This is a genomic window from Arthrobacter sp. J156 (assembly GCF_056172865.1).
In genome coordinates this window covers 3,459,361-3,472,092 of sequence record NZ_CM149650.1, presented here as the reverse complement: position 1 = coordinate 3,472,092, position 12,732 = coordinate 3,459,361, and the positions used below count along the sequence as shown (strand labels likewise).

Annotated in this window: 9 protein-coding genes and 2 tRNA genes; 5 read left to right on the top strand and 6 right to left on the bottom strand. The window is 72.4% G+C overall.

The features are described 5' to 3' along the window. Window positions 1-107 precede the first annotated feature (107 nt). Together AC0QR5_RS16060 and AC0QR5_RS16055 are read right to left on the bottom strand one after the other, a co-directional pair. Window positions 108-181 (bottom strand) — tRNA-Val (locus AC0QR5_RS16060). A 70-nt stretch (window positions 182-251) separates the two neighbouring features. Next, window positions 252-1,874: a sialidase family protein gene (locus AC0QR5_RS16055; protein ID WP_329863486.1), complete on the bottom strand. Its 1,623-nt coding sequence runs from the start codon at window positions 1,872-1,874 to the stop codon at window positions 252-254. 100 nt (window positions 1,875-1,974) lie between these two features. On the opposite strand from AC0QR5_RS16055, the gene AC0QR5_RS16050 reads away from it, so the two are divergent. Next, window positions 1,975-3,303, top strand: coding sequence for a M20 metallopeptidase family protein (locus AC0QR5_RS16050; RefSeq protein WP_329863484.1), 1,329 nt, complete (start codon window positions 1,975-1,977; stop codon window positions 3,301-3,303). A 163-nt stretch (window positions 3,304-3,466) separates the two neighbouring features. On the opposite strand, the gene AC0QR5_RS16045 is transcribed toward AC0QR5_RS16050, so the two are convergent. Both AC0QR5_RS16045 and AC0QR5_RS16040 read right to left on the bottom strand, forming a co-directional pair. Next, window positions 3,467-3,543, bottom strand: a tRNA-Thr gene (locus AC0QR5_RS16045). A 114-nt stretch (window positions 3,544-3,657) separates the two neighbouring features. After that, window positions 3,658-4,509 carry a DsbA family protein gene (locus tag AC0QR5_RS16040; protein ID WP_329863480.1) on the bottom strand — a complete coding sequence of 284 codons (852 nt, stop codon included), beginning with the start codon at window positions 4,507-4,509 and terminating at the stop codon, window positions 3,658-3,660. Window positions 4,510-4,655: 146 nt separating this feature from the next. On the opposite strand from AC0QR5_RS16040, the gene AC0QR5_RS16035 reads away from it, so the two are divergent. The 4 genes from AC0QR5_RS16035 (at window position 4,656) to AC0QR5_RS16020 (ending at window position 9,583) form a co-directional block, all read left to right on the top strand. Beyond that, complete coding sequence (locus AC0QR5_RS16035; protein ID WP_329863478.1) at window positions 4,656-6,104, top strand: alpha,alpha-trehalose-phosphate synthase (UDP-forming); 1,449 nt, start codon at window positions 4,656-4,658, stop codon at window positions 6,102-6,104. Next, the gene (gene otsB, locus AC0QR5_RS16030) at window positions 6,104-6,883 is read left to right on the top strand and encodes a trehalose-phosphatase (RefSeq protein ID WP_329863476.1); all 780 of its coding nucleotides are present in this window, start codon (window positions 6,104-6,106) and stop codon (window positions 6,881-6,883) included. Before AC0QR5_RS16035 ends, otsB begins: the two co-directional genes overlap by 1 nt. A 56-nt stretch (window positions 6,884-6,939) precedes the next feature. Then, window positions 6,940-8,094: an ABC transporter ATP-binding protein gene (locus AC0QR5_RS16025; protein WP_329863474.1), complete on the top strand. Its 1,155-nt coding sequence runs from the start codon at window positions 6,940-6,942 to the stop codon at window positions 8,092-8,094. A 130-nt stretch (window positions 8,095-8,224) separates the two neighbouring features. Then, window positions 8,225-9,583 carry a DUF4032 domain-containing protein gene (locus AC0QR5_RS16020; protein ID WP_329863473.1) on the top strand — a complete coding sequence of 453 codons (1,359 nt, stop codon included), beginning with the start codon at window positions 8,225-8,227 and terminating at the stop codon, window positions 9,581-9,583. A gap of 167 nt (window positions 9,584-9,750) precedes the next feature. Here AC0QR5_RS16020 and AC0QR5_RS16015 read toward each other — a convergent pair whose 3' ends face one another. Together AC0QR5_RS16015 and AC0QR5_RS16010 are read right to left on the bottom strand one after the other, a co-directional pair. After that, entirely contained in the window at window positions 9,751-11,733 is a 1,983-nt protein-coding gene (locus AC0QR5_RS16015) for a glycoside hydrolase family 13 protein (protein ID WP_329863471.1), read from the bottom strand. 131 nt (window positions 11,734-11,864) lie between these two features. Beyond that, window positions 11,865-12,722 (bottom strand): sugar ABC transporter permease, encoded by an 858-nt coding sequence (locus AC0QR5_RS16010; protein WP_329863482.1) that lies wholly within the window; start codon window positions 12,720-12,722, stop codon window positions 11,865-11,867. Window positions 12,723-12,732 lie beyond the last annotated feature (10 nt).

Below are 12,732 nucleotides of genomic sequence, written 5' to 3'. Positions count from 1 at the left end.
GCGCCGGAAATGAGCCTGACCAGGCCTTTTCTGGGTTGTTGAACCTAAAAGTGCGCTGGGGAGGGGTGTGGAAAAGGCCCCCGGATTCCGGGGGCCTTTTCGTGGGGTGGTTCCTACTGGACTCGAACCAGCGACCTCTCGCGTGTGAAGCGAGCGCTCTAACCAACTGAGCTAAGGAACCGCACGTGCGCCGCGCAGGCGTACCACGCAAGGTTACCGGAGGCGGCGCGGAGCCGCCAAATCAGCGCCCCCTACGCCGACCCCTCCTCGGCGACCGCGCCCGTGGACGCGTCGATCCGGACCGTGCGCACCCAGCTGCGTCCGCCGGCGACGACTCCGGCCCGCACCACGACCTCCCCCGACGCCGCCTCGGACTCCGTCACCGTGTGCAGGGGCGTGAAGTAGAGCAGCTCCCCGTCCGGCGGGCACCCCCGGTCCTCGAAGCCGGCCACGCGTCCGTCCGCGCCGCGCCCGTCGAAGTCCCCCGTGAAGACGGCGTCCACGGCATGGGCGCGCCGGTTCCGGAACCGCGCGGTGAAGGCCAGGATGTCCCCCGCCCTCAGCCCCGGGGCGGGCGGGCCGTAGTTGGCGTCCTGCGCCTCGCGCGTGCCCAGGACCTGCGGTTGCTCCCCGTAGCCCTGGCCGATCTCCTTCCACGTGTGCACGCCCCACTCCCCCGGGCCACCGCCCAGGACGTGGGACTCCCCGACATCGGTCCACCGTGCCGGACGCCCCGGGGTGATCGAGCGCAGGACCAGCGTGAACTCGCCGCCGTCGTCGTCCACGTAGTCCCGCGCGGCCGCCGCGAGCGCGGCGGGCTCCAGCGCCGCGGACGGCAGCCGGGCGAAGACGATCTCGCTGTAGCCGTACCGCTCGTACAGCACGCCGAGCGATCCGTCGGCGAGGACGGCCGCCGTCGAGTACGCGGACGAGCCCGCGCACACGGTGGCGACCGGCGCCCAGGAGGCACCGGCGTCGTCCGAGGCGCTCAGGACGGTGTTGCGCCGCAGGGCCTCATCCCGGTTGTTGGTGGCGAGCAGGACGTCCCGGCCGGGGCCGCCGGCACGCAGGCGCAGCACGGAGCCGTTGTCCCCGGGATCCGGCAGGGTCCCGATCGCCGCGGGCGGCGAGTAGCTCCGCCCGCCGTCGGTCGAGACCGCCCCGAGCCGCCGCCCGGGCGCGCGGGAATGGAGCAGGACCGTGCCGTCGGAGAGGCAGACCGCCTTGTTCTCGTTCGCCTCGCCCGGGACCGGCTCGCCGAGCTCCCACGTCTCGCCGCCGTCGTCCGAGAACGCGCTCGCCGCCCGGATGACGCCGTCGAGCAGGACGACCATCTGCTGCAGGAGGCGGCCGGCGTGCGGCCCGGCGTCGAGCTGGATGCCCGCCCCGGCGGCCGCGAAGATCCCCGTGATCCCGGGCCGCTTGAGCTGCGCGGTGAGGCGCCGGTGGGTCCACGTGAGCCCGTCGTCGTCGGAGACGGACAGGTCCACGTGCTGCACGGCGTCCTCCGGCTCGAGCCCCTCGACGGCCTCGAAGAAGCCGGCGTGCGTGCCGGCCGCGTGGAAGCAGAAGATCCGCCCGGTCCGCCGGTCAACGAGCAGGCTCGGGTCGCCGAAGCCCTGCAGCCCGGTCCCGGTCCGCAGGGTCTGCTGCGCGCCCCACGTGCGTCCGTGGTCGGTGCTGCGCCGCAAGAGCAGGTCGATGGTGTTGGGCAGGTCGTCGAGGTTCGGGCGCCCGTCGTACGCCGCCAGGACCGTGCCGGCGTTGCTGACGGCGAGCGCGGGGATCCGGTACTGCCGGTGGCCGCCGACGCCGCGGGAGGCCAGGACCTGCTGGGCGAAGACGGGCGCGGCGGGAGGTAGGACGTCTGTCATGTCTCAGGTCTACCCGCGCCCGCGCGCTCCGGCAATTCCGTGACGCCGCCCGACCACCCTGCCCCTTCTGCGGCGGCGACGTGGCCCCTAGTCTGGGGGCATGAGCAGCTCGGCAGACCTGACCACGTCCCTCCTCGACGACGCCCGCGCCCTGGGCCCCGGCATCACAGATCTGCGGCACCGCCTGCACCGCGAGCCCGAGCTCGGCCTCGAACTGCCGCGGACGCAGGAGAAGGTGCTCGCGTGGCTCGACGGGCTCGGCTTCGAGGTCTCCACCGGGCGCGGGCTCAGTTCCGTGACGGCCGTGCTGCGCGGGACCGGGCGGATGTCCGGGGCGGCGGAGGCGTCGGCGGACGCCGTGCCTCAGGGTGCCGCGGACGACGCCGGTGCGGAGCCGGGGACGGCAGCGGAGGCGACGGGCGGGGCGGGGGCCGGCCCCGGCGTCGTCCTGCTGCGCGGCGACATGGACGCCCTGCCGGTCCAGGAACGCACGGGCGTGCCCTACGCGTCCCGGATCGAGGGGCGGATGCACGCCTGCGGGCACGACCTGCACACCGCGATGCTCGCCGGGGCCGCGAGCCTCCTCGCCGCTCGGCGGGAATCCCTGGCGGGGGACGTCGTGCTGATGTTCCAGCCCGGCGAGGAAGGGCACGACGGCGCCGGGAAGATGATCGCCGAGGGCGTCCTCGGGGCCGCCGGACCGCGCCCCCGCGCGGCGTTCGGCCTGCACGTGGCCAGCGCGCTCGCCCCGGGCGGGACGCTGCTGTCCCGGCCCGGGACGCTCATGAGCGCCTCCGACGGCCTGTTCGTCACGGTGCGCGGCGCCGGCGGCCACGGGTCCACGCCGCAGCGGGCCAAGGACCCCGTGGCGTGCGCCGCCGAGATGGTCACCGCGCTGCAGACCCTGATCACGCGCCAGTTCAACGTCTTCGATCCCGTGGTGGTCACCGTCGGCGTCTTCCAGGCGGGCACGCAGCGCAACATCATCCCGGACTCGGCGCGGTTCGAGGCGACCGTGCGGACGTTCTCGCGCGAGGCGCGGGAGCAGCTGCAGTCCGCCGTGCCGCGCCTGCTCGAGGGGATCGCCGCGGCCCACGGGCAGGACGTGGAGGTGGAGTACCGGGAGGAATACCCGGTGACCGTGAACGACGCCGGACGGCTGGAGGCCGCGCGGTCGAGCGCCGCGGAGCTGCTCGGGCCGGAGCGCTACGTCGAGATGCCGCATCCGCTGGCCGGGAGCGAGGACTTCTCCCGCGTGCTGGCCGAGGTGCCCGGGGCGTTCCTGTTCCTCTCCGCCGTCCCCGCCGGGGCGGACCACGAGGCGGCGGCGTTCAACCACTCCCCCTACGCGGTGTTCGACGATGCCGTGCTCGCCGACGGCGCGGCGCTCTACGCGCGGCTCGCGATCGACGCCCTCGCCGCGGGGTAGGTGGCCGGGGCGGCCGGGCGCCTCCTCGGGGACCCACTCCCACCGGACTGCGGCGCCTGGACGAAACCGCGTCCAGTGGACGGCGAATCGTCCAGAAGCCGCGGTTTCGCGCGGCAAGGTCCCGACGGCGGGAAGGAAGGCCGCCGCTCCCGCGGAACCGGAGTGGAGCCCCCTACCGGATTCGAACCGGTGACCCCCTGTTTACAAGACAGGTGCTCTGGCCAACTGAGCTAAGGAGGCATGCCGGGCCTCGCGGTCCGGCGTCACCAAGGGTATCCGACGCCGCGGCCGCCGCGGAAACGGCGGGGCCGCCCACCGGTGCTCCGGTGGGCGGCCCCGCGGGTGCGGCGGCGGCTAGCCGTCGATCAGGCCCTGCGCCCAGGCCTGGAAGTCGGGCTCGGCGTTGGGGTCCCAGACCTGGCCGGCGACCCACACGCTCGGGGTGCCGGGGATCTGCTCGACCTGCGCCAGGTGCGTGGTCTGGGCGACGAACGGGCGGAAGGTGCCGTCCTTGACGCAGGACTCGATCTCGGCCCCGTTGTCCCGCGCGAGCTGGGTGAGCTCGTTGTTGCTCATCTCCCCCTCGCTGTGGTGGGCGAACACGGCCTGGGCGAAGGAGAAGTACGACGCCGGCGCCTCCTGGGCGACGCAGGCCAGGGCGTTCGCGCCGCGCGAGGAGTAGTTCGTGGGCGAGCTGCGGTCCAGGAAGGCGACGTTGCGGTACTCGACGGTCGCCTCGCCGGAGGCCGCCCAGGTCTTCAGCTGCTCGCCGAAGGCGCCCTCGAAGTCGGCGCAGTGGACGCAATTGACGTCCACGTAGAGCACGATCTGCGTCGGATCCGCGTCGGCATCGAGCCCGGACGGATCCGGCGCGCCCTGCTCGTCCGGCAGCGGGGGCAGCGCCGTGGTGTCCGCGGTGCCCCCGGCGGTGTCCGCGACGGCCGTGTCGGAGACCAACGTGATGCCGCCGTGCTCGTTGCCGCCGGCCGGGATCGGGCCGGAGTCGGCGACCTCGTTGACGCGGTTCTGGATCACGATCGCGGCGACGATCGCGATGATGACGACGACGGCCGCGACGACGCCGAGCTTGACCAGGAGGGACTTGCGCTTCTCGGAGGCGGCCCGCTGCTCGGCCATCCTGCGGGCCTGCTCGCGCGCATCGGCCGTCCGCTGCGCCTTGGTCGGCCGGGGTCCATTCGCTGCCATGGGTGGTGGTCCTTACTGTGTCGCGTTCCGCGGTTGTCCTCGTGCCAGCTTAGTCCAGCGTCCGGACCGCGGCGCCGGGCGTGGCCGGTGGATACGTAATAGGCTCGGGATCACAGAGGTAGGTCCGTTCACTCCAGGAGGCACCGGTGCCACGCAAGGAATCCGCCCCATCCACGAGCCCCGCAACCGGCGGCTACGACTTCGTCGTGGTCGCCAACCGGCTCCCGGTCGACCGGGTCGCCCCCGGCGGGGACGGCGGCGAGTGGAAGCGGTCCCCCGGCGGGCTCGTGACGGCCCTGGCCCCGGTCATGGCGAGCGCCGACGGCGCGTGGGTCGGCTGGCACGGCGCGCCCGACGAGGAGCTCGAGCCCTTCGACGAGGCCGGCATGCACCTGGTCCCCGTGCCGCTCTCCCATGACGACGTCCAGCTCTACTACGAGGGCTTCTCCAACTCGACCCTGTGGCCGCTCTACCACGACGTCATCGCCGCTCCGGAGTTCCACCGCACGTGGTGGGACCGCTACCGCGAGGTCAACCGGCGCTTCGCCGACGCGACCGCGGCGACGGCCGAGGAGGGCGCCACGGTCTGGGTCCAGGACTACCAGCTGCAGCTCGTGCCCCAGATGCTCCGCGCGGACCGCCCCGACCTGAAGATCGGCTTCTTCAACCACATCCCCTTCCCGCCGCTCGAGATCTTCGCCCAGCTGCCGTGGCGGCGCCAGGTCCTCGATGGCCTGCTCGGCGCGGACCTGATCGGCTTCCAGCGCCAGTCCGACGCCAACAACTTCCTGCGCTGCGTGCGCCGCTACGTCGGCTACACCGTGAAGTCCCAGACCATCCACGTCCAGGACGAGGACGGCACCCCACGCCGGACGGCCCGGGCCGAGGCGCACCCGATCTCGATCGACTCCTCGCAGATCGCCCGGCTCGCCGAGGACCCGGCCGTCCAGGCGCGTTCACGGGAGATCCGGGCCGAGCTCGGGAACCCGGAGACCATCCTGCTGGGCGTCGACCGCCTCGACTACACCAAGGGCATCCGGCACCGCATCAAGGCCTATGGCGAGCTGTTGGCCGACGGCGACCTCGCGGTCGGCGAGGCCACGCTCGTCCAAGTCGCGAGCCCCTCGCGGGAGCGCGTGGACCACTACATCGCCCTGCGCGAGGAGGTCGAGCGCACCGTCGGCGGCATCAACGGCGAGTACGACACGATGAGCCACACCGCGGTCCGCTACCTCCACCACAGCTACCCGATCGAGGAGATGGTCGCCCTGTACCTGGCCGCCGACGTCATGCTCGTCACGGCCCTGCGCGACGGCATGAACCTCGTGGCCAAGGAGTACGTGGCGGCCCACGCCGACAACCGCGGTGCCCTGGTCCTCTCCGAGTTCGCCGGCGCCGCGGACCAGCTCAAGCACGCCATCGTGGTCAATCCGCACGACATCGACCGGCTCAAGGCCGCGATCATGGAGGCCGTGCGGATGCCGAAGGCGGAATCGGCCCGCCGCATGCGGATCATGCGCCGACAGATCGTCGCGAACGACGTCGACCGCTGGCAACGCACGTTCCTCGACTCCCTCGCGGGCGGGGGCGAGTGATGACGCTGCCCGCGGATCTCGCCCAGGCCATCGAGCGCCTCGGCGACGTCACCCACCTGCTCGTGGCCATGGATTTCGACGGCACCATGGCCCCGTTCGTGGACCGCCCCGAGGACGCGCGGGCCCTCCCGGCCGCGGCGGCGGCGCTCGAGGAGCTGGCCGGGGCCCCGGGGACGACGGCGGCGCTGCTGTCCGGACGCGACCTCGCGAGCCTGCGCCACGCGGCCTCCCCCGGCCCGGCGGTCCTGCTCGTCGGCAGCCACGGGGGGCAGCGCTGGGCGCCCGACTCGTACGGGGCCGACGGCGGCGGACTCGAGCTCTCCGACGGTCAGCACGAGCTGCTCCGCGAGGTCCGCGCCCGGCTCGGGGAAGTCGCCGCGCGCCACCCCGGGGCCGCGCTGGAAGCCAAGCCGGCCGGCGTCGTACTCCACGTCCGCACGTGCGCACCCGCGGTCGCCGCAGCGGCCCTCGCCGAGGGGCGGACCGCGCTCGAGGAGCTCGACGGGGTCGTGCTGACCGACGGCAAGGCCGTGCTCGAATCCTCCGTCATCCACGCCACCAAGGGCGCCGGCCTGGAGTGGCTGCGACAGCTCGCCGGGGCCGACGCCGTCCTCTTCGCGGGGGACGACGTCACCGACGAGCGCGCGTTCGAGGTCCTGCGGCCCGGCGACGTCGGCGTGAAGATCGGATCGGGCGAGACGGCGGCCCGATTCCGGCTCGACGGAACCGGGGACGTCCCGGCCCTTCTCCAAACGGTCCTTCGTGTGCGAAGATTGTGACACCATTCACAACGGACCGTCGGGCACGTACCTGCCCGTGAAGGGATTGATCATTCATGGCCTCTGTCACTTTTGACAATGCAACCCGCCTCTACCCCGGCACCCAGAAGCCGGCCGTCGACGCGCTGAACCTGGACATCCAGGACGGAGAGTTCCTCGTCCTCGTCGGCCCCTCCGGCTGCGGCAAGTCCACCTCCCTGCGGATGCTCGCCGGGCTCGAGGACGTCAACTCCGGCCGCATCCTCATCGGCGACCGCGACGTCACGGACGTCCCGCCGAAGGACCGCGACATCGCGATGGTCTTCCAGAACTACGCCCTCTACCCGCACATGTCCGTCGCGGACAACATGGGCTTCGCCCTGAAGATCGCCGGCGTCGACAAGGACGAGCGCCGCCGCCGCGTCGAGGAGGCCGCCAAGCTCCTCGACCTCGAGCAGTACCTGGACCGCAAGCCCAAGGCCCTCTCCGGCGGCCAGCGCCAGCGCGTCGCCATGGGCCGCGCGATCGTCCGCTCCCCGCAGGTCTTCCTCATGGACGAGCCGCTGTCCAACCTCGACGCCAAGCTGCGCGTGCAGACCCGCACCCAGATCGCCTCGCTGACCCGCCGCCTCGGCGTCACGACCGTCTACGTCACCCACGACCAGGTCGAGGCCATGACCATGGGCGACCGCGTCGCGGTCCTCAAGGACGGCCTCCTGCAGCAGGTCGACACCCCGCGCAACCTCTACGACCGCCCCGCGAACGTCTTCGTCGCCGGCTTCATCGGCTCCCCCGCCATGAACCTGCTCGAGCTCCCGCTGGTCTCCGGCGGCGTGCAGTTCGGCGGCACCGTGTACCCGGTGGAGCAGTCCACGCTCGCCTCGGCGCACGGCAAGACCGTCACCCTGGGCGTCCGCCCCGAGGACCTCGACGTGTCCGGCGAGGGCCTGCCGGTCGAGGTCGACGTCGTCGAGGAGCTCGGCGCCGACGCCTACGTCTACGGGCACACGACCCTGGACGGCACCGAGCACAACATCGTGGTGCGCGTCGACGGCCGCAAGCCCCCGTTCAAGGGCGAGACCATCTACGTCACCCCGACCCCGGGCCACGTGCACCTGTTCGACACGCAGACGGGCCTGCGCCTCGGCGACGAGTCCCCGGCCGGCACCCCGCAGGCCTCGCTGTCCGACGTCGAGGCGCTCGTCGATGAAGAGCCGGCGCCGGCCGAGTAGCGCACCACCACACCGACAGGGCCGCCGGCCCTGACCCGCAGCCGACGGCGGCCGCGCCTCCCCCGAGCGGGAGGCGGGGCCGCCGCCGTCGTACTGGGCGCAGCAGCCGCCATGAGGGAGCATTGGATCCATGACCCGCCACAAGGCCACCTGGCACAACGAGCCCACCGACTACGCCCAGCGCGGCAAGCTCCCCCGCGAGCGCGTCGTCGAGGAGCCGCCGACCGGGCTGACCGGCTCGCTGAACATCACCGCCGCGACCTCCGATCCGGCCCTGCTCGACCTGCCGTGGCACATCCGGCTCGAGGACTGGCCCGCCCGCAACCTGGCGGCGCTGCCCCGCGGCATCTCCCGGCACATCGTCCGCTTCGCCCTGCTCGGCGACTCCGTGATCGCCGTCAAGGAGACCGGCGAACACGTCGCCCGGCACGAGTACCACATGCTGCGCAAGCTCAACCGGCTCGGCGTGCCCTGCGTCGAGCCCGTCGCCGTCATCTCGGGACGGACCGCGCCCGACGGCAGCGAACTGGACCCCGTGCTCGTTACCCGGCACCTGAAGTACTCCCTGCCCTACCGCGCCCTCTTCTCGCAGAAGCTGCGCCGCTCGACCCTGACCCGGCTCATCGACGCGCAGGCCCTCCTGCTGGTCCGACTGCACCTCGCCGGCTTCTACTGGGGCGACGTCTCGCTGTCCAACACGCTCTTCCGCCGCGACGCGGAGGCCTTCGCCGCCTACCTCGTCGACGCCGAGACGGGAGAGCTGTACCCGGAGCTGTCCATGGGCCAGCGCGAGTACGACCTCGAGATCGCGCGCGTGAACATCGCCGGGGAGCTCATGGACCTCATGGAGGCCGGGCTCATCGAGGACACCGTGGACCCGCTGGCCACGAGCGAGCAGATCATGGACAGCTACCGTGGGCTGTGGACGGAACTGACCCAGCAGGAGGACTTCGACCCCGGCGAGCGCTGGCGCGTGGACGAGAGGATCCGGCGGCTCAACGCCCTCGGCTTCGACGTCGACGAGATCTCCCTGCGCACGACGCCCGACGGCGGCCAGCTGCAGATCCAGCCGAAGGTCGTCGACGCGGGGCACCACCAGCGCCGCCTCATCCGGCTCACCGGGCTCGACGTCGAGGAATGGCAGGCGCGGCGGATGCTCAACGACATCGACGCGTTCCGTGCGCGCCGGCACCCGGAAAAGGACGAGGAGCTGGCCGCCGCGATCTGGGTGCAGGACGTCTTCGAGTTCATCACGGGCTCGATCCCCAAGGAGCTGCACGGCAAGCTCGAGCCGGCGCAGATCGTCCACGAGGTCCTGGAGCACCGCTGGTACATCTCGGAGCAGGGCGGGAAGAACGTGCCCATGAAGGACGCCGTGTCCTCCTACATCGAGAACCACTTGCGGCACCGGCGCGACGAGGCCGCGATCATGCTCAACCCACCGACCGAGGTGCTCGACGTCGTCGACCTGCGCCCGTCCGAGGACTGAGGCCCCGGCCGCCGTCGTCTCCGCCCGAACCCAGCGCCCCGCCGTCGTGCCCGCCCCGACCCAGCGCACCTTTTGGCCGTCCTGCGCGGTTTAGCCCGGCCTCAATCGCGCTGACCAGGCACAACGCGGGAACTTGAAGCTAAAAGTGCGCTGGGGGCTGCGAGGGGTCAGGGGGCGGGGGCCTGGATGCCGTCGAGGGCGTACGCCGCGGCCGCCGGACCGCTGCCCTCGAGCACCAGGACGTCGCCGCGCACCGCGGCGTGGATCCCCCCGCCGACGTGGACCAGCGGCGCGAGGGCCGCGGCGTCCGGGCCCGCGGGATCGACGCCCGCCGGCCGCCCGACGAGGCCCAGCGGCAGCTCGACCCCGCTGAACGGGGCGCGCGCCGCCACCACGAGCACCGAGCCTCCGGCGTGCTCGCGCACGAAGGCCAGGACGTCGCCCTCGGCGTGGACCCAGCGGATCCCGCCGTCGACGAGCGCGGGGTGCCCGCTGCGCAGCCCGGCCAGGTCCGCGTAGAGGGGACGCAGGTCCTCGAGGACGCGCGCGGGGTCGTCCCACGGCATCGGCGTCCGCGAGTCCTCGCCGTTGAATCCCTTGAGCCCGAACTCGTCGCCCATGAACACCATGGGGATCCCGGGCAGCGTGAACTGCAGGAAGACGCCGACGCCCTGGCCTCCCGGGACCATGGCGGACGCGGCCCGCGCGGTGTCGTGCGTGTCGATCGCGTTCATGTTGCACTGGCGCACGGTCCACGGGAAGCCCGCGGCGAAGTCCAGGTGCGTCGCGAGGAAGTCCTCGGCCTCGATCCGGTCCGGCCCGGCCTGGGGCAGCCCGAAGTACCACGGCCGGCGCACGCCGTCGGAGCCCTCGGGCGCCTCGCCGCTCGCGAGCCACTGCCACAGCGGCCGCGTGAAGTTCGTGTACGTCATGGCACCCTGCCACGTGTCGCCCTGGAAATCGGCGGAGGCGTCGGACGTCGACTCGGCGAGCAGCATGGCGTCGGGCTTGATCTCGTGGATCCGCGCGCGCAGCAGGGCCGCGACCTCGTGGTTCAGGTCGTCGGCGCCCATGCGCCCGGTCATGTTGCCCACGTCGATCCGCCAGCCGTCGAGGTTGAACGGGGGCTTGAGCCAGCGCGCGGCCATCGAGTCGTCGTCGAGCACGAACCGCCGCCGGAGCCCCTCCGAGTTCCAGTTGAACTTGGGCAGCGAGTCCACGCCGAGCCAGGCGACGTAGTCCTCGTTGCCCTCCCCGTAGTAGTAGTACTCGGACTCCGGGGCGCCCGGGTTGCGGTGGGAGTTGCGGAACCACTCGTGGGCGTCGCCGGAGTGGTTCGTGGTGAGGTCGCCGATGACCTTGAGCCCGCGGGCGTGGATCTCCCGGATGAGCTTGACGAACTCCGCGTCCCCGCCGAGCAGGGGGTCCACGCCGGAGAAGTCGGAGGCGTCGTAGCGGTGGTTGGAGCGGGCCGGGAACATCGGCGTCAGGTACACGACCGTGGCGCCGAGGGCCTCGATGTGGTCCAGCTTGGAGCGCAGGCCGGTCAGGTCGCCGCCGTAGAACTGGTAGGGCGTCTGGGGCCCCTGGCCGATGACGGGCGTCGTGTTCCAGTCGCACGCGAGGGCCCACTCGGGCACGGGGTGCGCGTCGGCCTGCTCCGAGCGCGCGAAGCGGTCCGGGAACACCTGGTACATGACCGAGCGCCGCACCCACTCGGCGGGCGCGCCGTGCGTCCCGATCCGGAAGTCGCGCACGTCCGGGACGTCGCGCGTGGAGTGGCCGGCCGCGTTGATCCAGTGGTTGCGCCCCTCGGAACGGACGAGCCAGCGGTAGTTCTGCACGGGGTTGACGATCGTCAGGGGCGCCTGCCACCACTCCCAGCCGTCCTCGGGAACGGAGGGTACGACGCCGGGGCCCGGCTCCCGCCCGTCCGCCCCCGGGTGCCCCGCGGCGGAGGCGGGGTGCGCGCCGAGGCGGACGGCGGCGTCGTAATGGGGCTCGGCGTCCCGCACGCTGCGCAGCCACACCCCCTCGACGGGGCCGAAGCCCGCCGGGATCCGCAGGCGGACGCCGACGATGTCGCCGAGGCCCGGCGCGGGATCGTCGACGTACAGGACCGAACCGTCGTGGTGTGGCTGCGTGTTCACTGCGTTATCCCCCATCTGTGGTGGCTCCCCCGGCCCGGGACCGGGATGCGCCCCGGTGCCCTCGAGGCCGATCCTAGCCCGGCCGGGCGGTGCGGGCCGTGACCCGCGTGACGTTCCGCGACGCGGCCCGCCTATCCCTTGACGCCGCCGGCGGTCAGGCCGGAGGTGATGTAGCGCTGCAGGAACAGGAACAGGGCCATGACCGGGATCGCCGCGAGCACGGCGCCGGCGGCGAACACGCCCCAGTTCTCGCTGCGCTGCTGGGCCACGTAGGAGTAGAGGCCCACGGCGAGGGTCTGCGAGTCGGGGTCGGTGAGCACCACGGAGGCGATCACGAACTCGCTCGAGATCCCGATGAACGCCAAGAGGCCGACGACGGCGAGGATCGGCGTCACGAGGGGCAGGATGATCCGGAAGAACACCTGCACATGGCTTGCGCCGTCGATGCGGGCCGACTCGTCGAGCGACTGCGGCACGGTGTTGAAGAACCCGTACATGAGGTAGGTGTTCACGCCGAGCGCGCCGCCGAGGTAGACCATGATGAGGCCGAGCTGGCTGCCCAGGCCGATCGCCGGGATGATGTCGCCGAGGTAGTTCAGGAGCAGGAAGATCGCGACGACGGTCAGCAGCTGCGGGAACATCTGCAGCAGCAGGAGCGAGAGCAGCCCCACGCGGCGGCCGGCGAAGCGCATGCGGGAGAACGCGTAGGCGGCCAGGGCGCCGAGGAACACGGTCAGGGCGCTCGTCGTGATGCCGATGACGAGGGTGTTCATGAACCACTTGGCGAACGGGCGCTCCTGGTTGGCGAAGAGCTCCTCGAAGTTGCCCGTGCCGATGGAGGTGAACAGGGTCGCGGACCCGGCCATGGTGCCCGTGGGGTTCAGCGCCGCGGAGAGCACGTAGAGCAGCGGGAAGATCGAGAAGAGCGTCGCGAGGACGGCCACGAGGTGGCGCCAACCCTTCTCGCGGAACCAGCGGCCGAAGCCCATCCGCGGCTGG

Excerpts from the sequence above, each read along its gene's own strand:
- AC0QR5_RS16055 (WP_329863486.1), bottom strand. The coding sequence starts at position 1,874 with ATGACAGACGTCCTACCTCCCGCCGCGCCCGTCTTCGCCCAGCAGGTC.
- AC0QR5_RS16050 (WP_329863484.1), top strand. The coding sequence starts at position 1,975 with ATGAGCAGCTCGGCAGACCTGACCACGTCCCTCCTCGACGACGCCCGC.
- AC0QR5_RS16040 (WP_329863480.1), bottom strand. The coding sequence starts at position 4,509 with ATGGCAGCGAATGGACCCCGGCCGACCAAGGCGCAGCGGACGGCCGAT.
- otsB (WP_329863476.1), top strand. The coding sequence starts at position 6,104 with ATGACGCTGCCCGCGGATCTCGCCCAGGCCATCGAGCGCCTCGGCGAC.
- AC0QR5_RS16025 (WP_329863474.1), top strand. The coding sequence starts at position 6,940 with ATGGCCTCTGTCACTTTTGACAATGCAACCCGCCTCTACCCCGGCACC.
- AC0QR5_RS16020 (WP_329863473.1), top strand. The coding sequence starts at position 8,225 with ATGACCCGCCACAAGGCCACCTGGCACAACGAGCCCACCGACTACGCC.
- AC0QR5_RS16010 (WP_329863482.1), bottom strand. The coding sequence starts at position 12,722 with ATGGGCTTCGGCCGCTGGTTCCGCGAGAAGGGTTGGCGCCACCTCGTG.